This is a genomic window from Nocardia sp. NPDC005978 (assembly GCF_040614455.1).
Taxonomy (GTDB): domain Bacteria; phylum Actinomycetota; class Actinomycetes; order Mycobacteriales; family Mycobacteriaceae; genus Nocardia.
Window position 1 is genome coordinate 13333 of record NZ_JBEXUS010000037.1, and the last position, 24511, is coordinate 37843.

General features: G+C 68.4%; 22 protein-coding genes. 9 read left to right on the forward strand and 13 right to left on the reverse strand.

Translation table 11 applies throughout. The features are described 5' to 3' along the window. Window positions 1-172: 172 nt before the first annotated feature. Window positions 173-1093: a toprim domain-containing protein gene (locus ABZ319_RS18595; protein ID WP_354987654.1), complete on the forward strand. Its 921-nt coding sequence runs from the start codon at window positions 173-175 to the stop codon at window positions 1091-1093. Window positions 1094-1109: 16 nt separating this feature from the next. On the opposite strand, the gene ABZ319_RS18600 is transcribed toward ABZ319_RS18595, so the two are convergent. Continuing rightward, a complete protein-coding gene (locus ABZ319_RS18600) occupies window positions 1110-1463 on the reverse strand; it encodes an MmcQ/YjbR family DNA-binding protein (RefSeq protein WP_354987655.1) in 354 nt (117 codons plus the stop codon). Window positions 1464-1658: 195 nt separating this feature from the next. Between ABZ319_RS18600 and ABZ319_RS18605 the strand changes: the two genes are divergently transcribed. Both ABZ319_RS18605 and ABZ319_RS18610 read left to right on the forward strand, forming a co-directional pair. Next, window positions 1659-2459, forward strand: coding sequence for an acyl-ACP thioesterase domain-containing protein (locus tag ABZ319_RS18605; protein ID WP_354987656.1), 801 nt, complete (start codon window positions 1659-1661; stop codon window positions 2457-2459). Between the two features lie 112 nt (window positions 2460-2571). Beyond that, window positions 2572-4290, forward strand: coding sequence for a protein kinase (locus ABZ319_RS18610; RefSeq protein ID WP_354987657.1), 1719 nt, complete (start codon window positions 2572-2574; stop codon window positions 4288-4290). 52 nt (window positions 4291-4342) lie between these two features. Here ABZ319_RS18610 and ABZ319_RS18615 read toward each other — a convergent pair whose 3' ends face one another. From ABZ319_RS18615 to ABZ319_RS18635, 5 genes are all read right to left on the reverse strand, one after another. Further along, a complete protein-coding gene (locus ABZ319_RS18615) occupies window positions 4343-4981 on the reverse strand; it encodes a maleylpyruvate isomerase family mycothiol-dependent enzyme (RefSeq protein WP_354987658.1) in 639 nt (212 codons plus the stop codon). 64 nt (window positions 4982-5045) lie between these two features. Continuing rightward, window positions 5046-5408, reverse strand: coding sequence for a DUF1801 domain-containing protein (locus ABZ319_RS18620; protein ID WP_354987659.1), 363 nt, complete (start codon window positions 5406-5408; stop codon window positions 5046-5048). 33 nt (window positions 5409-5441) lie between these two features. Continuing rightward, on the reverse strand, window positions 5442-5894 hold the full coding sequence (locus ABZ319_RS18625; protein WP_354987660.1) for a putative glycolipid-binding domain-containing protein: 453 nt from the start codon (window positions 5892-5894) through the stop codon (window positions 5442-5444). After that, a complete protein-coding gene (locus ABZ319_RS18630; protein ID WP_354987661.1) occupies window positions 5894-6442 on the reverse strand; it encodes a dihydrofolate reductase family protein in 549 nt (182 codons plus the stop codon). Before ABZ319_RS18630 ends, ABZ319_RS18625 begins: the two co-directional genes overlap by 1 nt. Window positions 6443-6690: 248 nt before the next feature. Then, on the reverse strand, window positions 6691-7131 hold the full coding sequence (locus ABZ319_RS18635) for a hypothetical protein (protein WP_354987662.1): 441 nt from the start codon (window positions 7129-7131) through the stop codon (window positions 6691-6693). A 200-nt stretch (window positions 7132-7331) separates the two neighbouring features. Between ABZ319_RS18635 and ABZ319_RS18640 the strand changes: the two genes are divergently transcribed. Then, window positions 7332-8147, forward strand: a complete 816-nt coding sequence (locus ABZ319_RS18640) for an SDR family oxidoreductase (protein WP_354987663.1) — start codon at window positions 7332-7334, stop codon at window positions 8145-8147. Window positions 8148-8210: 63 nt separating this feature from the next. On the opposite strand, the gene ABZ319_RS18645 is transcribed toward ABZ319_RS18640, so the two are convergent. Together ABZ319_RS18645 and ABZ319_RS18650 are read right to left on the reverse strand one after the other, a co-directional pair. Beyond that, window positions 8211-8729: a DUF2199 domain-containing protein gene (locus ABZ319_RS18645; protein WP_354987664.1), complete on the reverse strand. Its 519-nt coding sequence runs from the start codon at window positions 8727-8729 to the stop codon at window positions 8211-8213. 50 nt (window positions 8730-8779) lie between these two features. Beyond that, window positions 8780-9346, reverse strand: a complete 567-nt coding sequence (locus tag ABZ319_RS18650; protein ID WP_354987665.1) for a TetR/AcrR family transcriptional regulator — start codon at window positions 9344-9346, stop codon at window positions 8780-8782. 168 nt (window positions 9347-9514) lie between these two features. On the opposite strand from ABZ319_RS18650, the gene ABZ319_RS18655 reads away from it, so the two are divergent. Further along, the gene (locus ABZ319_RS18655) at window positions 9515-10312 is read left to right on the forward strand and encodes an SDR family oxidoreductase (RefSeq protein ID WP_354987666.1); all 798 of its coding nucleotides are present in this window, start codon (window positions 9515-9517) and stop codon (window positions 10310-10312) included. 118 nt (window positions 10313-10430) lie between these two features. On the opposite strand, the gene ABZ319_RS18660 is transcribed toward ABZ319_RS18655, so the two are convergent. Then, window positions 10431-12098 (reverse strand): cutinase family protein, encoded by a 1668-nt coding sequence (locus ABZ319_RS18660; protein ID WP_354987667.1) that lies wholly within the window; start codon window positions 12096-12098, stop codon window positions 10431-10433. Window positions 12099-12323: 225 nt separating this feature from the next. Beyond that, window positions 12324-12998 carry an HAD family phosphatase gene (locus ABZ319_RS18665; protein ID WP_354987668.1) on the reverse strand — a complete coding sequence of 225 codons (675 nt, stop codon included), beginning with the start codon at window positions 12996-12998 and terminating at the stop codon, window positions 12324-12326. A 251-nt stretch (window positions 12999-13249) separates the two neighbouring features. Here ABZ319_RS18665 and ABZ319_RS18670 point away from each other — a divergent pair, with 251 nt between their 5' ends. Next, window positions 13250-15055 carry a hypothetical protein gene (locus tag ABZ319_RS18670; protein ID WP_354987669.1) on the forward strand — a complete coding sequence of 602 codons (1806 nt, stop codon included), beginning with the start codon at window positions 13250-13252 and terminating at the stop codon, window positions 15053-15055. A gap of 52 nt (window positions 15056-15107) precedes the next feature. On the opposite strand, the gene ABZ319_RS18675 is transcribed toward ABZ319_RS18670, so the two are convergent. Then, window positions 15108-16838 carry a serine/threonine-protein kinase gene (locus tag ABZ319_RS18675; RefSeq protein ID WP_354987670.1) on the reverse strand — a complete coding sequence of 577 codons (1731 nt, stop codon included), beginning with the start codon at window positions 16836-16838 and terminating at the stop codon, window positions 15108-15110. 81 nt (window positions 16839-16919) lie between these two features. Continuing rightward, window positions 16920-20498, reverse strand: coding sequence for a methionine synthase (gene metH, locus ABZ319_RS18680; RefSeq protein WP_354987671.1), 3579 nt, complete (start codon window positions 20496-20498; stop codon window positions 16920-16922). A gap of 210 nt (window positions 20499-20708) precedes the next feature. On the opposite strand from metH, the gene ABZ319_RS18685 reads away from it, so the two are divergent. Next, window positions 20709-21602 carry a PAC2 family protein gene (locus ABZ319_RS18685; RefSeq protein ID WP_354987672.1) on the forward strand — a complete coding sequence of 298 codons (894 nt, stop codon included), beginning with the start codon at window positions 20709-20711 and terminating at the stop codon, window positions 21600-21602. A gap of 384 nt (window positions 21603-21986) precedes the next feature. On the opposite strand, the gene ABZ319_RS18690 is transcribed toward ABZ319_RS18685, so the two are convergent. Continuing rightward, window positions 21987-22292, reverse strand: coding sequence for a hypothetical protein (locus ABZ319_RS18690; protein ID WP_354987673.1), 306 nt, complete (start codon window positions 22290-22292; stop codon window positions 21987-21989). Between the two features lie 189 nt (window positions 22293-22481). Here ABZ319_RS18690 and ABZ319_RS18695 point away from each other — a divergent pair, with 189 nt between their 5' ends. Together ABZ319_RS18695 and ABZ319_RS18700 are read left to right on the forward strand one after the other, a co-directional pair. Beyond that, a complete protein-coding gene (locus ABZ319_RS18695) occupies window positions 22482-23675 on the forward strand; it encodes an XRE family transcriptional regulator (RefSeq protein WP_354987674.1) in 1194 nt (397 codons plus the stop codon). Window positions 23676-23711: 36 nt separating this feature from the next. Continuing rightward, window positions 23712-24470, forward strand: coding sequence for a DUF2127 domain-containing protein (locus tag ABZ319_RS18700; protein WP_354987675.1), 759 nt, complete (start codon window positions 23712-23714; stop codon window positions 24468-24470). The last annotated feature ends 41 nt before the right edge of the window (window positions 24471-24511 follow it).

Genomic DNA, 24511 nt, shown 5'->3' on the forward strand with positions numbered 1-24511 from the left:
AACCGGTCGCCGCGGCTGTCCGCGCGCCGGGGCGGTTCCGGCCCGCACGGCGGTCGTCGGGCCGTCGCCGCGGAACTCATCGCGCGGCGGTCGAACGATCGCCGAACGGCCGGGCACAGTGTGGTTCAACGACTCTCGAATTCGGGTACTCCGAAGGAGAGAGGACCGCGTCATGAGCGTCAATCACTCCTGGGACACCATTACCGCTGCCCTGCAACGGGTTTCCGGACCCGGCCGGCGGGGCGGGGAGTGGCTCACCTACCTGTGCCCGGTGCACGAGGCCGACGGCCGCCGCCATCATCCCTCGCTCGGGGTGGTTTACAACCGGCAGCGCGGGCGCACCGTCGTGCGGTGCTTCGCGGGCTGCTCCGACGAGGAAGTGCTGTACCGGCTCGGGCTCGGCGTGCGGGATCTGTTCGACCGGCCCGGACCGGGGACGCTGCCACGCCGTCCGGGCCGAGCCGGCACGCGGGTGCCGCTGGCCGACCGCGCGCTCCAGGCGAGCGGCCTGTCCCTCGAGGTACACCGGCGCGACCTCGGTGCCCGGATCGGGCGGCCGCACCGGGTGGCGACCTACCTCTATCGCCGCGCGGACGGCGCACCGGCGGGCCGGATCATTCGCGCCCACATCCCGCACCGGTACGGTCACGCCAAGACGTTCTGGCAGGAGCGCTACGGCGAACACGGTTGGGAGCCGGGCGGATTCGACCCGCTCCCCTACCGCCTACCCGAGGTGCTCGCGGCCGTGCGGGCCGGGCGCGACATCGTCGTGTGCGAGGGCGAAGCCGATACCCTGACCGCCGTGCACGCGGGGCTCGCCGCCACCTGCAATGCCGGCGGGGCCCAGGGCTGGCGACCCGAACACGGCCGCATGCTCGCGGGCGCGCGCCGGGTCTGGATCATCGCGGACCGGGACGCCCCCGGCTACCGGCACGCCGACCGGGTCGCACGGTCGATCGAGGGACTCGTCGGCCGCATCCGCGTCGTGCAGGCCCGCGACGGCAAGGATCTGACCGACCACTGCAACGCGGGCCACCACATTCCCGACCTGGACCCGGTGCCGGTACTGGACGACCATTATCGCGGGCTGTGACCGCGAGGCCGCGCCGTCACCCTTCCCACTGCGCCAGTACGGTTTTCGGCGCGACCATCCGATAGGCGTCGTGCACCACCTCGGTGATCTCGGTCCAGTCGACCGGTACGTCCAGATACACCCCGAGCCAGCCGCGATGGCCGACGTACGGCGGGCGGAAGAACCGGTCGGGCTCGGCGGCGATCAACTCCTGCTGCGCCCCGGGCGGCGCGGGACACCAGAAGGCGAGACGGTCGTCGTGGTGATGGTCGGCGAACATGACGAAGACTTTCTTGCGCACGAACCAGGTCGGTTCGCCGTGGCTGAGGCGTTCGCTCACCTCCGGCAGCGCGGTGCACAGTGCGCGTAACGAGTCCAATTGTTCGCCCATGATCGAAGGCTAGTCAGTGCGCGCGGGGAACGCCTTGGACGAATGGGAAGCGTCGCTCCGGGTGTCGAACCGATGCTGCATTACGCTGCGTATCACTCGGCGAGGCATTGCCTGCGCCCCCTTGATATAGGCCGCCGTAGTACTTCAGTGCACTCCCCGCTCTCCGCCCTGTCTGGACGCCCCGGAGGTTTGCCGATGACCCAGCTCGCCGCTCGACCCGCGACCGCGCCGCCGCTCGTTGCCGCCGATCATCCCCTGCTGCGCCCGCTCGCCCCCGTGCCGTCCACCGGCCATATCTTCGATTTCCCCGGACGCCTGGGCACCTGCGACATGGACGAGGAGCAGGGCCTGCGCATCGACGGCATCGCCCGCCACATCCAGGAGGCCGGGGTCGATCACCTGGTGCACTGCGGTGCGCTGGAATCGCATCCGCACTGGATCGTGCGCCGCACCGTCATCGACGTGGTGCGGCCCATCACCTGGCCCGCGCAGCTGCGCACGCGGCGCTGGTGCTCGGGCATCTCACCGCGCTGGTGCACGATGCGGGTGCGGATCGACGCCGACAACGGCGGCCTGGTCGAGACCGAGGGCTTCTGGATCCATATGAACAAGGAGACCATGAGCCCCTCCCGGGTCGACGACAAGTTCTTCGACCTCATGTGCACGACCACCGACGAACAGCGCCTGCGCTGGCAGCAGTGGCTGACCGACCCCGCGCCGGCGGCCGGGGGCACCCCATTCCCGCTGCGCCGCACCGATATCGACCACTTCCAGCACGTGACCAACACCGCATACTGGCACGGGGTGCACGAATTCACGGACTCCGCCGCCGATCTCACCGCGGGCCCGCACCGGTTCGTCCTGGAATACAACCGCCCGATCCGATTCGGCGAGGAGATCGAGATCCATACCCGGCGTGAATCGGACGCGCTCACGCTCTGGTTCACCGTCGACCGGGAAATTCGCGCGATGGCGCAGGTGCGCCGGATACCGTGAATGGGCGGCTCGCGCACGGTCATCACGTCGCCGAATGGACAGTGACGCAATCGGCAGCGCCCGCCGCGACGAAGGATTAGCGCCGAACGGGCGCTGCCCATAGGCTGACGCCGTGATTTCCGAGCGGACAGTGATCGACGGGCGTTTCGAATTGCTCGAACCGCTCGGCAGCGGCGGCATGGGCACGGTGTGGCGGGCCTACGATCTGGCGCTGCATCGCGAGGTGGCGCTCAAGGAAGTCCGCCCGGCCGAACCCGATCGCGAGAGCACCCCCGGGGTTCAGCGCGAACGTGTGCTGCGCGAGGCACGCGCGCTGGCCCGGATCGGCCACCCCAACGTGGTGGCCATCCACCACATCGTGGACTCCCCCACCGTCGCCCATCCCTGGATCGTCATGGAACTGGTGCGCGGCAAGACGCTGGCCGAACACCTGGATCCGGGCCCGGGCCTGGACGGCGGCCGGATGAGCCCGGACCGGGCCGCGCAGATCGGGCGCGGCATCCTGGCCGCGCTCAAGGCCGCGCACGCGGTGGGCATCCTGCACCGCGACATCAAGCCCGCCAACGTGATTCTGCGCGATGACGGTTCGCCGGTGCTCACCGACTTCGGCATCGCGGCCATCAACGACATGGATGGGCTGACCTCCACCGGCAGCGTGGTCGGGTCGCTGGATTACGTCGCGCCCGAACGACTCGGCGGGCAGGAGGGGCATCCGGCCTCGGATCTGTGGTCGCTGGGCCTGGTGCTGTACGTCGCGGTCGAGGGTTATCACCCGATGCGGCGCGACACCTCGGTGGCCACGCTGGCCGCGGTGCTGCGCGGTGACGTGCCGCCGCCCCGGCAGGCGGGCGCGCTGACGACGGCGCTGCAGGCGCTGCTGGTGCCCGACCCCGATCAGCGGCCCTCGGCCGATCAGCTGGATTGGCTGCTCTCCCAGGCGATCACGGGTTCGAACCCGAGCTTTCCCGCGGCGCACGCCGCGACGACATTCCCCGGATCTCAGCCGGTGTATCAGGGCGCGCCGTCGCACCCCTCGATGCCGCAGGTGCAGACCCCGCCGGCGGGTTACGCACGCCCGCAGTACAACTCGGCGCCGCAGCAGTCGCTGCCGTACGCGCCGACCATGCCCGCCACCGCACCGCAGGCGCCGATGCAGCACCCGCCCGCGCCGTCCGGGCAGCGGCGCTGGATTCTGGTCGGCGCCGGGGTCGCGGCGGTGCTGGCGGTGGGGGTCGTCGCCGCGGTGACCCTGCTGCCCGAGGATTCAGACAGCCAGGCGCTGCCGAGCCAGATCCCGGGCACCACCGACGTGCGCGCAACGATCCCGATTCCGATCGTTCCCACCACCGGCGGCGCGGCCCGGACCACGACCAGCACGTCGGCGAAAACCGATCTGCTCACCCCGGCCGGTATTCGCCAGGCGATCGAGAGCTTCGAGAAAGCTACCGGCGGAACGGTTTTCACCGAGACGGTGTTCTACCCGGAGTACGCGAACTTCGGCGCGCCGGTCAAGGACCGGCCGACGGTGTACGACGAGTACTCCTACCGCAACGGCACCACCAGCCGCCAGGGCGCGGGCGGGCAGATCGCCGACGAGCCGACCATCACGCTCAACAGCATCAACTGGGACATCCTGCCAGCGCTGCTGGCCACGGCGCACGAGAAGCTCGGCCTGGCGAATCCGACCAGCCGCTACCTGATCGTCAATCCGGCCTGGACGTTCAACGACGACAAGCCGACGCTGATGGTCTATCTCAGTGACGAATACAGTGGCGGCGGGTACATCGCGGCGAATCTCGACGGCTCGATCGTGAGCGTGTACGCGCGCTGAGGGAACGCTGGACGGTGGCGGACCGTGTCCCGCACACCGGACCGACGGTGGCTCAGAGGCGACCGCGCAAGGTGGGCACGCCGGGCCCGGTGAGCTCCTCGCAGTAGACGGCCCTGCCCGCCATCGCCATGGTCAAGGCGAGGGTCGTTCCGCTCACCAGCGGGCCCGTTCCCGCGGCGAAGGGGCCGTCGGTCGCCTCCACGCGCAGGTCTTCGATCACGCTGTGGCCGGAGACGGTGAAGTCCCGGCTCGCGTAGAACCGTGCGACCTCGGTGACGGCCTCGACCGCGGGCTCACGCGACAGGCCCAGCGGATACCGGATGTCCTGGGCGTGGACGACCACCTCACCGAGCCAGGCCGCGGTGGGGCCGAATGTCGATGTGGTGCTGGTGATGATCTTCCGGAATCGCTCCAGCGTTTCCGCGGCGGTTGTGCCACGGTGCTCGGCCAGCCGGCGGGCATTGTGTTCGTCGAAGTCGAAGCGGGCGCCCGCGACGCTGATCAGCCAGCGGAGCCGGCCCGTACTCGCCGCCGCGGTGAGGTGGGCCAGGACCTCCTCCACCGTCCAACGTCCGCACAGCGATTGCCGGGCCCACCGCACGTCGTCCAGAGCGGCGAGATCGTCGGCCAGCGCCGCGCGTTCGGAGTGGGCCATGGCCCACAGCTCATTACGAGAAATGCCCTTCGGCACTGGGGAAACCTCCAGCTCGGTGGTGCCTGCCCGGGATGTCTCGGAGCCGTCCCGGCGTGGCCGGTCAACTCCGGTCGGCGTCGATCTGGCGGACATGGAACAGGACCAGGTCTTCGATCAGGTCGCTCGGCAATGGCTTCTCCAGCGTGAACCGAATCGCGTGCTCGGAGGTGCGGTACTCCGCCAGCCGGTCCTCGAATTCCGCGATCGCCCAGGACGAGGGATAGAAGCTCATGTGCTTCTTCGACGCGGTGAAGAACACCAGTGCGCGGTTCTTGTACTTCAGGGTCGGCATGCGGTAGCTGATCGTTTCTTCCACACTCGGCACCAGCTCGGTCACGAGACTGCGAATACGTTCGAGCTCCGGCCGGAAAGCGGCGTCGACGCCATCGAGATAGTCATCGATGGTCGTCACCTTGTCATCCATCGTCCTGTCCTCCCGGGTGTTCGAGCGTTGCGTTCAGGGATGTAGCCGCCGAATGTAGTCCTGGTAGGTGACGACGAAACCGTCTCGGTCGAACTCGATTTCGGCGTGGTAGTCGCCGGAAGCGAAGCCGACCACGCCGTCGCCGCGCGGCTCGTAGCGCTGCGCGGTGAGCTCGGAACTCAGCTGGGGGACGCTCACGAAACGCATCGTGTAGTCCCGGGGTGGTGCGGCGTTCGACAACAGGTGGTCGTGCAGGACGGGTAGCGAGTTGAAGTATGCCGAGTGCTGAAGATCGAAGAAGTCCGCCCCGCCGAGGGTGTGCCGGACCGGGCCCGCGCCGATGTCGACGATCAGCTCCGAACCATCGAGCTCCCAGCGCAATTCGTACACCAGCCCGATGAGGGTGCCGCGTGCTCGGTCCGGGCTCTCCACCCGGACGATCTCCATCCGCGGCTCGTCGATTCCCTGCCACACGAACGTGCGCATCAGCTCACGGCGTATCGGAGCAGCGTCACGCCCGAAGGAAACGCCCGCGACTCGAGCACCTCGAGCCGGTCGAACGAGGTGCCGTCGGCGACCAGGCTCTTTCCCCGGCCCTGGACGGCGGGGAACACGAGCAGCCGGATCTCGTCGACGAGCCCGGCCGCCAGCACCGCGTGCGCCAAGGTCGGGCTGCCGCACAGGGTGATGTCGCCGCCGTCGGACTCCTTGAGCCGGCGTACCTCCTCGACCGGGTCGCCGGACAGGACCGTCGAGTTACGCCACCGCGGGTCGGTCATCGTCGACGAGACGACGTACTTCCGCACCTGGTCGAGGTAGGCGCCCGCCGGCTCGTCGGTGTGCTGCGGCCAGTAGCCCCGGAAGTCCTCGAAGGTCTGCCGCCCCAGCAGCACGGTGTCGGAGGCCGCGCCCACCCGCTCGGTCGCGGACAGCCACTCCACGATGCCGCCCTCGGGGGTAGGTGCGAACCACTCGTCGATGATCTCGATCCGCCCGTCGGCGGTGATGTTCTCGGTGACCAGCAACCGGCGCATTGCCCTGTTCTAGCACCGATCAGAGGCATCCACAACGCGCCGGGGCCGGAGAGCGAAGTGGTCGCGGACCAGCGAGCACGGCGCGCACATCGCAGCCGACGGGTAGGACGCGGTGCGTGTCGACCACGACGTGCGGATCGCGGATCGCGGCCTCCCGCGAGCCCGTGACCATTGCATCGGAGACAGCGTTGAGCGATCTCGTACACGAGAGTGCGCCCGGTCCGGACGGGAACAGCACCGCGCCTGCGCTATTGGCCCTTCAGTGCTCGATCGGCGCGGTTGACCAGGGTCATGGTCGTCACGGTCCCGACGGTGAGAACTACCATCAGAACCTTTGCGGGCCAAGGGCCTTCGATGAGGGCGCCCACCGTCCCCAGCAGGACGAGGCCGACCGTGGCGACCAGGGTCGTCATCGCCTTGATCGCGCCGTAGATCTCCCCGCGCAGGATCCGCCGGGATGCCATGAGCAGGCTGACGCCGGTGATCCCGGGCAGCAGCGCTACCACGCTTACCGCGATCAGGTATTCGGTGTTCACCAGCCCGGACGCGACCAGTCCGACGGCGCAGGCCACGAGCGCGATGCCCAGCGCGACTGCGGCGAATCCGGCGAGGCGGGTCAGTCGCCGAACCTCGGGCACATTCGCGTAGGGGGACTGCACGCCCGCTCGCATCGCATCTATATGAGTCATCGAAACCCCCCGTATCGCAGTGGAAATGGCATGCGGGACAGTTTCCGCATCTCGTGCCGACCGCCCGAATCCCCCGGGCCGTAGCGTACCGCTCGCCACCGCGGGCGGGCGCGGCACGCCTCGCCGAAGAACGTCGGGTTGTGCGGGCGACTCCCGCCGACTCCATAGACTCGGCCGGCGCAGCGAATATCGCACGCCACATGACCATCCGCGAAGGAGTGTCGCTCGTTAACATCGACCTCGGGGGCAGGACCGCGCTGGTCACCGGATCTACGCAGGGCATCGGGCTGGCCATCGCCGCCGGTCTGGCCCGCGCCGGGGCCCGGGTCGCGGTCAACGGGCGGACGCCGGACCGGGTCGAGGCGGCGGTCGCCGAACTGCGCGCCGCGGGTGGGGACGTACTCGGGGTGAGTGCGGACGTCACGACCGATGCGGGGGTCGACCGGTTGCTCGCCGAACTGCCCGCCGTCGACATCCTGGTCAACAACCTCGGCATCTTCGAGGCGGTCCCGGCGCGGGAGATCACCGACACGCAGTGGCGCACCTATTTCGAGGTCAACGTCCTGACCTCGGCCCGCCTGCTCCGCGCGTACCTGCCGGGCATGGTCGACCGGGGCTGGGGCCGCGCCCTCCAGATCGCCAGCGACTCGGCCATCGTCATCCCCGAGGAGATGATCCACTACGGGGTGTCCAAGACCGCGCTGCTGGCGCTCTCCCGCGGTTTCGCCAAAGACGTTGCCGGAACAGGGGTCACGGTCAACTCCGTGATCGCGGGGCCGACCCACACCGCCGGGGTGGAGGATTTCGTCTACCAACTGGTGGACCCGGCACTGCCCTGGGATCTGGCCCAGCGCGAGTTCATGCGCGCACACCGCCCACAGTCGCTGATCCAGCGGCTCATCGAGCCCGACGAGATCGCCAATATGGTCGTCTACCTCAGCTCACCGTTCGCCTCGGCGACCACCGGCGGGGCCCTGCGCGTCGACGGCGGCTACGTCGATTCGATCCTGCCGTAACCGCTCGCGGCGCGCGACAGTCCCGGCCGCGCCGGGACGATCCGCGGCGAAACGGCGTGCTGCTCAGCCGAATTGCGGGTCGGTGTGCAGCAGGTGTTCGGCCAGCCGGCGGACCCGGGCCATCGTGATCCCCTCCCGCTGGTCGACGGCGAGGGGGTGGTCGGTGGGCTCCAGCTCCACCGACGGGCGTTCGCCGAGGGGGCGGGTGTGGAGCCTGGTCTTCAGGTTCACCGTCGTCGGCTCGTATACGGGTAGCTCCGTGGACAGCCAACCGAAATACGGTGGCTCCTCGACCCTTTCGGGCCGTTCCCACACCTCCGACATCCGGGCGAAGTTGGCCGGGCTCAGCGATACCCAGACGCCCCAGTCGAACTCGCCACCGGTATCGGAGATCGGGAGCGCCAGGCTCGCCCGGACGAAGAAGTGCTCGCCCGCGATCACACACTGTTCCTCGCCCAGCACGCAGCCCTGCTGCGAGGTGTGAGCGTCGGTCCAATAGACCGGTGCGACGGCGGCGTAGCTCAGGGGAGGCCCCTCGTGTACCTCGTCGCAGGAGGAGCAGAAGAACGTCGAGACCGTCACCGACCCAGCGTACTGACCGTAATCACGGCAGGTCCGCGGAGATGCCGCGGTCAGTGCCGTCCGGGGTCGCCGGGGGCCGCGGTGAGGCTGCGGACCAGGAGGTCGATGACCGCTCGTTTGTCGGCATCGTCGCGCCTGTGGGTGAGGAGCCCTTCGATCACGAAGGTTCCGATGGCGGACATCGCGGGCAGGTCGGCCGGAGACGCACCGGCGGCGCGGAGACTGTCGGCGAACAGCGCGTCGGCGAGCTGGTGGAAACCCGTGTGCCAGGCCTCGATCGAGGGGGAGGTCGCCGCGCGCGCATGCACGGTATTGACCAGGCCGTGCAGCTGTTCCAGCTGGTCGACCACCCAGAGCAGCCGGTCGGTCAACGGCAGCGCGTCGATCTCCGCGTAGGTGGCGAGCGCCTCGGCCAGGATGCGGTCCAGGACCGCGATGAGCACCTCGTCCTTGTCCCGGAAGTACCAGTAGATCGTATTGACGGTAACCCCGGCGCTTTTGGCGATCCGCGCCGTGGATGCCGACTCGAAGCCGTCGTCGATGAGCAGCCGATGCGCCGCGGCGACGATCTCCTCGCGCTTCTCCGCACGGTTCTGCGGACCTCGATTCCTGGGCACCGCACCACCATATCTTGAGCGGCGCTCAAGAAAACGTTAGGCTTCTTGAGCATCGTTCAAGAGACCCCGTACCGCGGCGACATCGGCGCCGCCCGCGTCCCGGGCCGTCACGACCCTGTCCGGCCGACGTCCTCGACGCCTCGCCTCCCGCACCCGAACGAAGGACCCATGACGACTCCACCCCGCACCGCGTTGATCACCGGCGCGTCCGCCGGCATCGGCGCGGCATTCGCCCACCACCTGGCCGCGAGCGGCTACCAGCTGTTGCTGGTGGCCCGGCGCGAAGACCGACTCCGCGAACTCGCCACGCAACTGACCGAACGGCACGGGGTGCGCTGCGAGGTCTTCGCCGCCGACCTCACCGACCCCGCCGCACCCACCGCTGTTCTCGACCACGCCCGCAACGTCGGCCTGGACATCGACATTCTGATCAACAACGCGGGACTGTCGGGCAATACCGCCTTCGCCGACACCCCGTGGGAGGTCCTGGCCGGTGAGATCCAGCTGATGGTGACCGCCCAGACTCAGCTCATTCACCTGGTCATTCCCGGTATGAAGGAACGCCGCTGGGGCCGCATCATCAATGTGTCCTCGGCCGCCGCGTTCGCTCCCCCCGCGGCCAGCCTGCTGTACACCGGCATCAAGTCCTACGTGCTGAACACCTCGCAATCCCTCGACATGGAACTCAAACCCCACGGAATCCACGTCACCGCCCTGTGTCCCGGCTTCACTCGCACCGAGTTCCACGACGTGATGGGCACCCGAGACCGAGCGAACGACCTGCCCCGAATCCTCTGGCAGCAGCCCGACGCCGTCGTCACCGAAGGCTGGGCGGCCGTGATGAAGGGAAACCCCGTCTGCGTCCCGGGCACCTTCAACAAGATCTCCGCAGCCGCCATGAAGCCCATGCCCGTTCGACTGGGTTATCTCGTCGGTAAGACGCTCAACCCCTTCAAGAACAGCTGAATCCGCGCCGGGCCACTCCCCTTGGGGTCCCGCGCAATTGGCCCGGGGCGTGCTGAGGCGAGGAAAAACAGAACTGCGGCCCCGTCTGATTCGACGGGGCCGCAGCGGATTTCCGATATCAGTTCGCCGGTGCCGTGGTGGTCGGCGCGACCGTGGTGGTCGTGGTCGGAGCCGTCGTGGTCGGCTTGGCCGCCTCGGCGGTCGTGGGGGCCGCCTCGGCGGGCTTCACCGTGGTGGGCGCGACCGTGGTCGGGTCCGTAGTGGTCGAGGGAGCCGTCGTGGACGGATCCGTCGTGGTGGCCGGAGCCTTCGCGTCGACCTTGGCGTCCGAGGTGGTGGTGCTCGGCTTCGCCGTCGTCGTCGTGGTCGACTTCGTGGTCTGCGGCGCCGCGGGATCGGCGGCCAGACCGGCCTTCTCCACGGCCTTGGTGGTGGTCTTGGGCGTGGTGGTCACGTCCAGGTCCCCGGCCTGGGCCTTCTTGGCGAGCTCGGTGAGCCAGGCCGCCGCGTACTCGGCGGAAGTCAGCGGCTTACCGTTCTGAGCATTGGCGTCCTTCCAGTAATCGAAGTGATGACCGGAGTGGTTCGGGCCGAGCGTCAGGTTGTACGGGTCGCTCATGATGACCGGGATGGTGTTCTGGTTGGTCGTGATCAGGCCGATGATCTCGTTGAAGACCTTCTGCGGCAGGTAGGCCAGCGGCGACATACCTTCGGCGGCAATGGAATCCGCCTCGGCGACGACGCGCTTCTCACCCGGGGTGTAGTTCGGGTCCGACACGCGCAGCAGCACCGACAGGAAGGTCTCGTTGCTCGCCATCCAGTTCGGCTGGGACTGGATGTCCGCGAACGCCTTGAGGGCGATGTCGCCGAGCACCATCGCGACGTCCATGCCGGTCGCGGGGGTCAGGCCCTCGCGCTCGAGCTGATCGGCGTTGACCTGACGGCCCACGTTGACCGCGAGGGTCAGCAGCGAGATGTTCTTGGGCGCGGCGCAGGTGAGGTCGCCGTCCGAGCAGAACGAGGCGATGCGGCCGTTCAGCTTGCCGAAATCACCGCTGGTCCCGGGCAGCGCGCCCGCGCCGCCGGCGGTGTTGGACCCGTTCTGGTACTTCTGGTCGAAGTTGTCCGGGTTGCTGCACGGATCCTTCGCACCGAGGAACGTGCAATCGCCTTCCTTGCGACCCGCGTCGGCGAGAATGACCACGCCGACCACATCGTCCGGGTTCACGATGCCGTAGTTGCCGCTCGCGTCGGCTTCCTGATTGCCGATCTTCATGGCCACGCGGCGCACGACATCGGCGCCCTCGCTGTAGCCGACGATCGAGTACTTGGTGTCCGGGCAGGCCTTGGAGATCTCGGTCATGACGCGCTCGGTGTTTGCCACACCGGTGTTGACCGCGTCCTCGTAGGTGGCCATGTTCGCCGGGTACGCGATATAGATGGCAGCGTTCGACCCGGGGTTCACGTAATCGGACGGAGCGTTCACGATCGGGTCGAGCCAGGGGCTCTTGTGATCGCCGGACAGCGCCGCGGGCAATTCCTGGCCATTGGCGTCGACGAGCAATTTGGTGGTGCCCGCGACCGGTGTATCGCCGCGACCGGCAACCGAAATGGTGACCATGTCATGGCATTCGGTGACCGAGGAGCGCAATTGCGGCGCCGCGGTCTCGGATTCGGGCGAGGACAGCGACAGGGTCGCGCCGACCACCGCTACCACTCCCAGGATTGCCGGGGCCGCCACCGCCGAAGCAATCTTGTGTTTCGCGAAAAATTCGCCCAAAGGCATGCCAATATCCCCATTCCACAAAGCGGATGGCCGGGCCCCCGACGAACGGGCCAGTGTCACAGGAGACGTCGTCACCGGCCCCGGAAGCGTTACTTACGCAACCGATCGGCTATCACCGACTCGTTGCTCACCCCCGCCGAACAGGCACTTTTCCACCACCCCGGCCGGTCGGAGTGACCCCCGTCACTCCGGCGCACGTCCCGATGTGTGTTGCGCGCCAGCGGATCAACGACCGTGGCGGGCGAGCACCAGCTCGTGCAGATCGGTGTGCGTCACCCCGACCAGCGACTCGCGGAAGTTGCGGCCGGGAGCCGCGGGCACCTCGATCTCGCAGGGCACCACCAGCACCGTACAGCCCGCCGCTTCGGCCGACATCGCACCGGTGGGCGAATCCTCAATGGCCACAGTGTGTTCCGGGTCCACACCGAGCAGTTCGGCAGCGCGCAGGTAGAGATCCGGCGCGGGCTTGCCCTGACCGACCTCGTCGGCGCAGACGGTGGCGCGGAAGTGCTCACGCCCCAGGGTGTCCAGGCCGTACTCGGTCAGGGAGCGCTTGGTGTTGGTGACCAGGGCCATCGGCAGATCCGCGGCCAGCAGCGCCGCCAGGGTCTCGCGCGCGCCCGGGCGCCACGGAATCGGATCGCGGAACATCTCGATCACCCGCTGCTCGATCCAGTGCCCGGCCTCACGCAACGCATCGGGCGTGGGATCGAGCCCGAGCCCGGTGAACATGATGCGCAGGGCGTTGGGGCCCGAGGCGCCGATCAGCGCGCGCCGCATGTCGTCGTTCATCTCGTGGCCGAGTTCGGCGGCGAGTTCGCGCACCGCCACATCCCAGAGCTTCTCCGAGTCCAGCAGGGTTCCGTCCATATCCCACAGCACGGCTTGCAACCGGGTCACCGGGTCACGACTCCTCTCACATGCCTCATCAGGGACCGCATACGCCGTACGGCCGTGCCCAGCGTATCGGCCCCGGCCCGAACAGGTCCGGCGAGGATCGACCATCCGTTCGACGCGACCGGCACGGAGGGCCGGCGCTGCCTTAGCATCGGCGCGGCCGGACGGCAAGGGCCCGGCGGCCGGATTCCGGCGGGCGAGTGCGGCTTCGAGGAGGGGTTGCCGCAGCACCCGCGTCAGCAGACTTCATGGCTGTGAACAGGCGAATGAAATGGGCGGCCGCGGCGACGGCGGTGATCGCGGCGACGGGCGCGACGGCGGTGGTGACGCGGACCGCGGACGAGCGTGCGTCCGCCGCGGCGGTGGATCCCGATATCGCGATGGTGTGCGAGGACAGGCGGCCGTCGCAGGCCGATCCCGGCAGCTACGGCATGCAGAACGACGGCTCGTTCCTGCATCCCGCGCTGACCTACGTGAACGAGGAGGAACAGCATCCGTTCCCCGGGGGCGGCGAGGAGCTGTTCCCCGCGACCGGCGGCTACGACCCCAACACCTATCGCAGCGACAACGTGACGGTCGAGGCGCACTACGGCGGGCAGCGATTCACGCCCGACCCGTTCCACTCCTGGCAGAACATCGTCGATTTCGACGGCCGCCGGTACATGTTCCAGTACGACCGCAGCGAGGCGCGGGTCTACGACATCACCGACGTCAAGAACGTCCGGGTCGTGGAATCGCTGTCTCGTTCGGACCTGGGCGAGGTCGAGGGCAACGACGAGGCCCTCGCGGGCAAGGACTGGGCCGCGCACGACTTCTGGGGCGCGTCCACCATTCAGTGGAGTGAGCGGTACGGCGGCTACATCATGGTGCAGAGCTTCGAGATGCGCCGCCAGATCCCCTTCTGGCTCGGCGACACCCCCGAGCACAGTAAGTTCGGCGCGCCCGGCGGTGTGGCCGCGGCGCGCGCGGACACCCAGCTCAAAGGCTTCAAGGTCTACAAACTGAACGGGCCGCGCAAACAGGACTGGCAACTGCTGGCCACGGTGAGCACCGATGCCGCCCAGGACGATCCGCTCGCCCCGGATATGAGCGGGCCGCAGCAGGGTTCGGGCTCGCTCGACGTCCCGCACTGGGACGGCGGCCGCTACATGTTCGTCTCGACCGCCCCGAGCGACGACTGGTCGAACCAGGAGTACCCGACCTACCTGTACGCCAACGGATTCCAGGTCTGGGACATGGCCGACCCGGCACAACCGCGACTGCTGGACACCTGGCATCGCGAGGGCATGGTGCGCGGCGAGGAAGCCGCGTACCGGGCCAATCCGCGCTGCGGCAACCGGACCTCGTGGATGGGTTCGCGCAATCCGCTCTACATCCCGACCCCGATCGAGGCGGGCGGCAGGTACGGCTTCGCGGCCATGGGCGGCTTCGGCCTGTCGATCCTGGACATCTCCGATCCGGCGAATCTGCGCGAGGTCGGTCACCTCGACATCCCCATGTCGGTCTCGGGCACCGAAGCCGACAACGTCGACGTCTCCCAGTTCGAGCGGACCGGCATGGTCTACCTGAGCGGTTATCCGCTGTCCGAGGACTGCTACGAGCCGTACAAGGACATCTTCCAGATCGACGCGACCGATCCGGCGAATCCGCGCATCGTCGACCGGCTCCCCCGGCCGACTCCGCCCGAGAACGCGCCGGTGACCGACTTCTGCCAGCGCGGCGGCAGCTTCGGCCCCAAACGCAGCGGCTACTACACCTCGCCCGGCGATCCGAAGGACGGTCTGCTGATCTACGACTTCTACAACGCCGGTGCGCAGTTCTTCGACGTCTCGGATCCGGAGAACCCCCGGATCGCAGGCTATTTCGCGCCGCCGACCTTCGGTCCCGAAACCCAGGACTGGGCGCGCAGCAACCCCACCCACGGGGTGTACGTCGAGTACGACCGCAAGATCGTGTGGCTGCTGACCAACGACGGCATCTACGCCCTGAGTTCGGATTCCCTGCTGGGCACACCGAATCTGGGTGCACCCGCCGAGCCGTTCCGCACCAGCGCCCGCTGAGCACCGGACGAGGACGCCCGGGCCCGGGTGCCCGGGCCGGGCGTTCCGCGCGTCAGAGGCCGGAGGCGGCGATCATCATCCGGCCGTTGGCGGAATCGACCTGGATCCACCGGCTTTCGCTGCTGACCTGACCGTTCTTCATCCTGTAGGTGAGGTTGACCACGGCCCGGTTGTCGCCGGACGGCGTCACCCCGCCCACGCTGACAGAGGAGATGCTCGACCAGAACTGCGAATACGAGTTGTAGCCGCCGGTCGAGGCCTGGTAGCCGGGCGTGAGCATGCCCCACGCACCGCCCACGTTGCCGGGCAGCATCCCGTAGTAACCCTGCACGAACGAGGCCACCGACGCCGCGGACGGCGGGCCGGCCGGGGTTGTCGTCGGCGGGGTTGTCGTCGTCGTGGTCGTGGTCGTGGTGCTCGGATTCGCCGACGTGGTGGTGGTCGGCGGCACGGTGGTCGTGGTGGTCGCGCGCGGGGCCTGACCGGCCGCGCCGGTGCGCGAGGGCTGCTGCACGTTGCCGCCGCCCGGCTCCGCCCCGGGGTTCTCCGAGGACTCCTGGCCCGGCGCGGGCGCGGTGACGCTGGTGCCGTCGGCGGTGACCGGCGGCTCGTCACCGCCGCGGTTCACCGCCAGGGCGATCACGGTGGCCAGTAGCAACGCCGCGACGACACCGAGGGCGGCCAGGGCGAACCGGCGTGAATTGCCCTCGCCGCCACCGTTCTTCGCGGCGAAGGGCACCATGGGACCGGTCGCGGACGGCACCGGCGCGGCGGCCCGTTCCTTGCCCTTGTCCATATCGATGTGCACCGTGGCGTCCCCGGCATTGCCGGAAGCGCCGGTGTGCGAGGTGGACAGCACCGTGGTGGCGTCCGATCCCGACGTATCGGCGGGGCCGGCGGCGGCCGCGACCGCTGCGGCTCCCGCGGCCGGCAGGATCTTGGTCGGCTGATGCGGCGCGGGCACCCGCCCGTCGGCCACGGCCTGGAGCCGTTCGGCGGCCTGTTCCATGTCGGGCCGGTCGTCCGCCTCGGCGGCGAGCAGGTCCATGAGCACCGAACCGAGCGCACCGGCCCGGCGCGGCGGCGGCACCATGGCCCGGGCCACCGAATGCAGGACCGCGAGCGGATTGTCGCCCTCACCGAAGGGCGGCATGCCCTCCACGGCGGCGTACAACGTCGAACCCAGCGCGAACACGTCCGAGGGCGATTCCGGGTTCTCCCCGCGCGCCACCTCGGGTGCGAGGTAGGCCGGCGTGCCCGCCAGGAAACCGGTGGAGGTGACGGTCACATCGCCGATGGCGCGCGAGATGCCGAAGTCGGTGATCTTCACCGTGCCGTCGTCGGCGACCAGGATGTTCGCGGGCTTCACGTCGCGGTGCACGATGCCCGCCTTGTGCGCGGCGGCCAGGGCCGCGGCCACCTTGGCCCCGATCCGGGCGACCTCGGTGGGCTCGAGCGGACCCTTCTCCCGCATGAGCGCGGCCAGCGAGGCCGCGTTCACGTACTCCATGACCAGCCACGGCTGGCCGTCCTCCTCCGCGACGTCGAACACGGTCACGGCGTTGGGGTGATGCAGTCGCGCGGCGATGCGCCCCTCCCGCATCGCGCGCATCTTGGCCTCGAGCGCCTGGGACCGGGTGAGCCCGGGCCCGAGCAGCAACTGCTTCACCGCCACCGTCCGACGCAGCCGGACATCGGTCGCGCGCCACACGACCCCCATCGCACCGGTGCCGATCGGATCCGTTAGTCGGTACCGCCCCGCAATCAGCCGGTCTGAAGTCATGTGGTTGTACCCCTCCTGCTGGTCTCGCACGCCGAGCCACCCTGCAACTCTGCGCGAAAGCCCGGAAACCTCGTGAAAATCTTAGGCGTTGAAGTACTTTGCCTCCGGGTGCAGCAGTACGAACGCATCCGTCGACTGCTCCGGATGCAGTTGCAACTCCTCCGACAGCACCACTCCGATCCGGCCCGCCTCCAGCAGGTCAACGAGTTTCGCGCGGTCCTCCAGGTCGGGGCACGCGCCGTAGCCGAACGAGTAGCGAGCGCCACGGTAGCCGAGCTTGAAGTATTCCTGCACATCGGAAGGATCGTCGTCGGCGACGGAATGCCCTTCCAGCACAAGTTCTTCCCGGATTCGGCGATGCCAAAACTCGGCCAGGGCCTCGGTCAGCTGCACGCCGATGCCGTGCACCTCGAGGTAGTCGCGATAGTTGTTGTCCGCGAACAGCTGATTGGCGAAGTCGGCGATGGGCTGACCCATGGTGACCAGCTGGAACGGCAGCACGTCGACCTGACCGCGTTCGGCGGCCAGTTCGCGGGAGCGGATGAAGTCGGCGATATTGAGGAATCGGTCACGCTGCTGGCGCGGGAAAGTGAAGCGATACCGTTCCGGCGCATCGGGTTTCGGCTCGGTGAGAACAATCACATCGTCACCCTCGGAGACCGCCGGGAAGTAGCCGTACACCACCGCGGCGTGCTGGAGCACGCCCTCGGCGATGAGCCGATCGAGCCAATACCGCAGGCGCGGACGGCCTTCGGTCTCCACCAGCTCCTCGTAGGAGGCGCCCTCGCCGCCACGCTGACCGCGTAGTCCCCACTGCCCCAGGAACAGCGCCCGCTCGTCCAGCAGACCGGAGTACTCGCCGACCGACAGGCCCTTGATGACGCGGGTGCCCCAGAACGGCGGGGTCGGCACCGGCAGATCGGCGGCCACGTCCGAGCGCGCGGGCACCTCGACCGGCACCTCCTTGGCCTTTCGCTCCTCGGCGATGCGCTTGGAACGCTCGTGCCGCGCTTTGCGTTCGGCGTTCTTCTCCCGTTCGGCGATGGCCTCGGGGCTGTCCGGATCCAGGCCACCGCCGCGCTTGCGGGTCATGATCTGGTCCATCAGGTTCAGGCCCTCGAACGCGTCGCGGGCGTAGTGCACATCGCCCTCGTAGACGTCGGTGAGATCGTTCTCCACGTACGAACGAGTAAGTGCCGCACCACCGAGCAGCACCGGGAACTGCTCCGCGACCCCGCGGGCGTTCATCTCCTCGAGGTTCTCCTTCATGATGACCGTGGACTTCACCAGCAGCCCGGACATGCCGACCACATCGGCCTTCTTGTCCACCGCCGCATCCAGGATCGCCGAAATCGGCTGCTTGATACCGAGATTCACAACCTCGTAACCGTTGTTGGACAGAATGATGTCCACCAGGTTCTTGCCGATGTCGTGCACGTCGCCCTTGACCGTCGCCAGCACGATGCGGCCCTTGCCCGAGTCGTCGGTGGCCTCCATGTGCGGTTCCAGGTGCGCCACGGCGGTTTTCATGACCTCGGCCGACTGCAGCACGAAGGGCAGCTGCATCTGTCCCGAGCCGAACAGCTCACCGACGGTCTTCATGCCCGCGAGCAGCGTCTCGTTGATGATCTGCAGCGGCGGAACCTCCGCCATGGCCTCGTCGAGGTCGGCTTCGAGACCGTTGCGGTCGCCGTCCACGATCCGGCGCTCGAGGCGTTCGAACAGCGGCAGCGCCGCGAGTTCCTCGGCGCGCGAGGCCTTGGACGAGGCCGCCGAGACGCCCTCGAACATGGTCATGAGTTCCTGCAGCGGGTCGTAGTCCTCGGTCCGGCGGTCGTACACCAGATCCAGGGCGACGGTGCGCTGATCCTCGGGGATCCGCGCCATGGGCAGAATCTTGGAGGCGTGCACGATGGCCGAATCCAGTCCGGCTTCGACGCATTCGTTCATGAAGACCGAATTGAGCACCTGGCGCGCGGCCGGGTTGAGGCCGAAGGAGATGTTGGACAGACCCAGCGTGGTCTGCACCTCGGGATGACGCTGCTTGAGCAGGCGAATGGCCTCGATGGTCTCGATGCCGTCCTTGCGCGACTCCTCCTGGCCGGTGCCCAGGGTGAAGGTCAGGGTGTCGACGATGATGTCGGACTCGCGCAGGCCCCAGTTCTCGGTGATGTCGGCGATGAGCCGCTCGGCGATGGCCACCTTGGTCTCGGCGGTGCGCGCCTGGCCCTCCTCGTCGATGGTCAGCGCCACCACGGCCGCACCGTGTTCGGCCACCAGCGCCATGGTCTGCTGGAACCGAGATTCCGGGCCGGCGCCGTCCTCGTAGTTCACCGAGTTGACCGCGCAGCGCCCGCCCAGCTGCTCCAATCCCGCACGCAGCACCGGCAATTCGGTGGAGTCGAGCATGATCGGCAGCGTGGAGGCGGTGGCCAGGCGGGCGGCGAGTTCGTTCATGTCGACCGCGCCGTCACGGCCCACGTAGTCCACGCACAGGTCCAGCATGTGCGCGCCGTCGCGGATCTGGTCCTTGGCGATGTCCAGGCACTTCTGCCAGTCCTGGGCGAGCATGGCGTCGCGGAAAGCCTTGGAGCCGTTGGCGTTGGTGCGCTCACCGATCATCATGATGGTGGCGTCCTGCTGGAACGGGACCTGGCTGTAGATGGAGGACACGCTGGGCTCGTGCAGCGGCGCGCGCACGGCCGGGGTGGTGGTGCGCACGGCCTCGGCGACCTGGCGAATGTGCTCGGGGGTGGTGCCGCAGCAGCCGCCGACCAGGCCCAGACCGAATTCGGAGACGAAACCGCTCAGCGCGGTCGCGAGTTCCTCGGGGGTGAGCGGGTATTCGGCGCCGTTGGCGCCCAGCACCGGCAGCCCGGCGTTGGGCATGACCGAAACGGGCATACCGGCGTGCTTGGACAGATGGCGCAGGTGCTCGCTCATCTCGTCCGGCCCGGTGGCGCAGTTCAGGCCGATCATGTCGATGCCGAGGTTCTCCAGCGCGGTGAGCGCGGCGCCGATCTCCGAGCCGACCAGCATGGTGCCGGTGGTCTCCACGGTCACGTGGGTGATGATCGGGATCCTGCGCCCGATCCGCGCCATGGCGTGCCGGCTGCCGACGATGGCGGACTTGACCTGCAGCAGGTCCTGGCAGGTCTCGATGAGGATCGCGTCCGCGCCGCCCTCGAGCATGCCCAGCGCCGCCTCGGTGTAGGCATCGCGCAGCACGGCGTAGGGCGCGTGGCCCAGGGTGGGGAGTTTGGTGCCCGGGCCCATCGAGCCCAGGACGTAGCGGGGGGTGCCGTCCGCGGACGGACCCATCTCGTCGGCTACCTCACGGGCCAGGCGGGTGCCGCGTTCGGAAAGGTCACGGATACGGTCCGAAATGTCGTAATCGGCGAGGTTGGGCAGGTTGCAACCGAAGGTATTGGTCTCCACGGCGTCGGCGCCGGCTTCGAAGTACGCCCGGTGGATGCTTTTCAGCACGTCGGGGCGGGTTTCGTTCAGGATCTCATTGCAACCCTCGAGGCCGCGGAAGTCGTCCAGAGTCAGATCCGCGGCCTGCAACATGGTGCCCATCGCGCCGTCGCCGATCACGACACGCCGACTTAGCGTGTCGAGTAGGGTGGTGTCGAACTCGGCGCGTGGGGACACAGACATGCTCTCAAGAGTAGTGGGAGCTCCGGACAATCCGACCCTCGGTGTAGCGCGCCGCTCCGCGAGCTCCGCGCGCCGTGCGGCGGGTCGCCCACTTCGCTCTCACCGGGGGCTCTCGGTATCGGCCTCCCGCATATCCTGACCGGGACCCCGCGACCAGCGCGGTTGCGCGTCGTTGGCACGTCTGGCCACCTAACCCCCTAAGCTGACCGGGTGAACGCCAGTGAACCCCCGGTGCCACCCGAATCGGACCTGCCCACCCTGCGCAATCCGATACTCGTCGCCGCCTTCGAAGGCTGGAACGACGCCGCGGACGCCGCCAGTGGCGCGGTCGAGCACCTGGAACTGATCTGGGACGCGCAGCCCCTCGCCGAGCTGGACTCCGAGGACTACTACGACTATCAGGTGAACCGGCCCACCGTCCGTCAGGTCGACGGCGTCACCCGCGAAATCCACTGGCCCTCGACGATGCTCTCGGTGTGCTCGCCGCCCGGCAGCGATCGCGACGTCGTGCTGCTGCGCGGCGTGGAACCGAACATGCGGTGGCGCAGCTTCTGCAACGACCTGCTGGAGTTCATCGAGCAACTCGACGTGACCACCGTGGTCATTCTGGGCGCCCTGCTCGCGGACACCCCGCACACCCGGCCCGTACCCGTCACCGGCACCGCCTATTCCAAGGAAGCGGCCGAACGGTTCAATCTCGAACAGACCCGGTACGAGGGCCCGACCGGTATCACCGGCGTGCTGCAGGACGCCTGCGTGCGCGCGGGTGTGCCGGCGATCTCCTTCTGGGCCGCGGTGCCGCACTATGTTTCGCAGCCGCCCAATCCCAAGGCCGTGATCGCGCTGCTGCACCGGGTCGAGGACGTGCTCGATGTCGAAGTGCCGCTGGGCGGTTTGCCGGAGCAGGCCGAGGAGTGGGAGTCCACGGTCAACGAAATGACCACCGGCGACGAGGAAATCGCGGAGTACGTGCGCTCGCTCGAGGAGCGCGGCGACGCCGAGGTCGATCTCAACGAGGCCATGGCCAAGATCGACGGCGATGCGATCGCCGCCGAATTCGAGAAGTACCTGCGCCGGCGCGGCCGCGGGGGCTTCGGACTCTGACCCTGCCCCCGGCGCGTTCGACGAGCGTGCGCGGCCGGGAGCGCACACGGGCACGATTCGCGGCACATCACGATTCACGGCGCACCACAATTCGCTGCGCACCGCCGACCGGCGTCGATTCGCGCGCTCGTGCGCGAATCGGCCTGTGGCCGAACGACACCGACTGACACCGGCGGTCGTCTCCGCCCACGCCGAATACCCGGCGTGGTGCGCCGGTCGGCAATCCCCCGCGCGGGCAGGGGAATTCGTGGGGCAACGCACGCCTACTGCTCGCCCTGCAAAGGTGGTCGGCGGCCGGGTGACGGCCGCGCGGTTCATGACATGGGCACGGGATATCGAGCCAGGCTCATGCCGGTGCAGGACGGAACAGCCGGAGCGGCGGCGTCAGTGTTCGACGGCCCAGATCTGAGCGGCCGCCTCGTGGGCCAGTTTCGCGATGAGGATGTCTCGCGGAATGGTCTGGCCGGCAAGGTGATCGAGCGAGGGCACCACCACGTGGTGCGCATCGGCTCTCTTGAGTTCGGCGGTGAGCTCCGCGAAAGCGGTGCCGTCGCCGGGGGTCGATTCATGGAACGTGGCGGCGAAGCAGAATCCGGCCGACTGAGCCAGGCTGCTCATGGCGTACTCCAGCTCTTCGCTGCGGCCATCGGCCAGATCGTCACGCACGTACCCATAGATCAACGCTTCCACCCGAACCTCCATTGGATAGGGGATCGCTGTCGTGAAGTGTGCCCGCAACCAGCATGACGTTCTCGCGGATGCAATTGCAGATGTCAACCCACTGACATCTGCGTGCCCTATCCGGGTCCATCGAACGTTAACTGGTGAGATACTACAGACGTGTCCGCTGGTGATGATCGACCTGTCTGGGCTGTCCGAATGCGCTCCGAACGTGATGCTCGGGGGTGGTCACAAGCCGACGCCGTGCGCGCGATGCGCGGTAAGTCGACGCACAATCTACCCACCGACAGCACACTGCTGCGCAACTGGAGGCGTTGGGAGTCCGGCGAATCCAGACCCGACGATTTCTACGCGCCCATAATCGCGGCGTCATTCGACACCGTCACGGCCGCGTTCTTTCCCAAGGCGCGACCCAATCGCGATGACGAGTTGCTTTCCGCCACCGGGATGGACACGCTCGAATTCATCGGCAGGTTACGGATGTCCGACGTCTCCTCGGCCACCCTGGACGCCATTCGCATCACCGCCGATCGATTGTGTTCGGAGTACCCCTGTTGTGACCCACACGAACTGCACGCCGAGGGCACCGCGTGGCTGCGCCGGATCACCTCGCTGCTGGACGGCAGACTGACCCTGGCCCAGCATCGCGAGGTGCTGGTGCTGGCCGGCTGGGTGGCGCTGCTGGTCGGGTGCGTGGATTACGACCTGGGCTGGCGCACGGCCGCCGAAGCCACTCGGCGCGCGGCGCTCTCGCTGGGCCAGGAGGCCGATCACGCCGAAATCATCGGCTGGGGTGCGGAAATGGCGGCGTGGTTCGCGCTGACCCAGGCCAACTACCGCGGGGCGATCGAAACGGCCGAGGCGGCGCACGCCGGGACCGCGCAGCTGGGGGTCGGGGTGCAGCTGGCCGCGCAGCGCGCCAAGGCGTGGGCGCGGCTGGGTGACCGGCGCGAGGTGGAAGCCGCTCTCGCCCAGGGCCGTTCGATTCTGGACAATATGGACCATCCCACCAATCTGGACAATCATTTCGTGGTCGATCCACAGAAGTTCGACTTCTACGCCATGGACTGCTGCCGGGTGGCCGGGGACGACCGGCTCGCCGAAAGCTATGCGCGTCAGGTCATCCTGTCCTCGACCCGGCCGGACGGGTCGATTCGCAAACCCATGCGGGTGGCCGAGGCGCACCTGACCCTGGCGGTGGTGGCGGTGCGCGACCGCAATCTCGAACTGGCGCTGGACGAGGGCCTGCGGGCCTTCACCGGCAAACGGCGGTCGCTGCCCTCGCTCATGTGGATCGCCGGGGAGACCGCGCGGGAGATGATCCAGCGCTTCCCGGGTGATCCGCGCACCCGCGCCTACCTCGACCAGTTGCGTTCACTCGCGGCGGGCTGACCCGCCACGGGCGGTATGCCCGTTACGCTCCAATTCATGGACATCAGTCTCTGGACCTGCGCCGTTCGCGGCCACGAGACCTACGCTCCGGACGAGCCCGCGCTCGCCGCGCGGCTGCACGTCGACACCGCCGCCGGCGAGTCGTGGCGGTGCCTGCGCTGCGGCGATTTCGTGCCCGGGCCCGCCCGCGCGCACGGCCCGGCCGAGGACGCGCCCGAGGTGCCGCGCGGACGGCTGCTGCGGGACCGGGTCATCATGCGGCTGCTGGCCGCCGAGCGGGTCCTGCGCGCGCTGGTGCTGATCCTGCTCGGGGCCGGGGTGCTGAAGCTGCGAGGCTCGCAGGACCACTGGCGGGAGATCTGGGATCAGGACCTGCCGCTACTGCGCCAGCTGGCGGACCAAATCGGCTGGGACCCCGATCATTCCAAGATCTTCACCTGGACCGACAAGGCGTTCACACTGTCGCCGGCCACGCTGACCTGGCTGGCCGTGGCCATCTTCGCCTACGCCGCAGTCCAACTCGTCGAAGCGACCGGGCTCTGGCTCGTGCAGCGCTGGGGCGAGTACTTCGCCGTCATCGCCACCAGCCTCTTCCTGCCGCTCGAGATCTACGAGCTCACCGAGAAGGTCACCGTGCTGCGGGTGCTGGCGCTGCTGGTGAATCTGGCGGCGATCGTGTGGCTGCTGTGGTCCAAGCGGCTGTTCGGCCTGCACGGCGGCGCGGCCGCCTATTACGCCGAGCACCATACCGAGAGTCTGCTCACAGTCGAGCGCGCGGCCGTCGAGGCGACCTAGCCGGACCGAGCGCTCGCGCGGGCGCGACGCGGGCGCGCCGA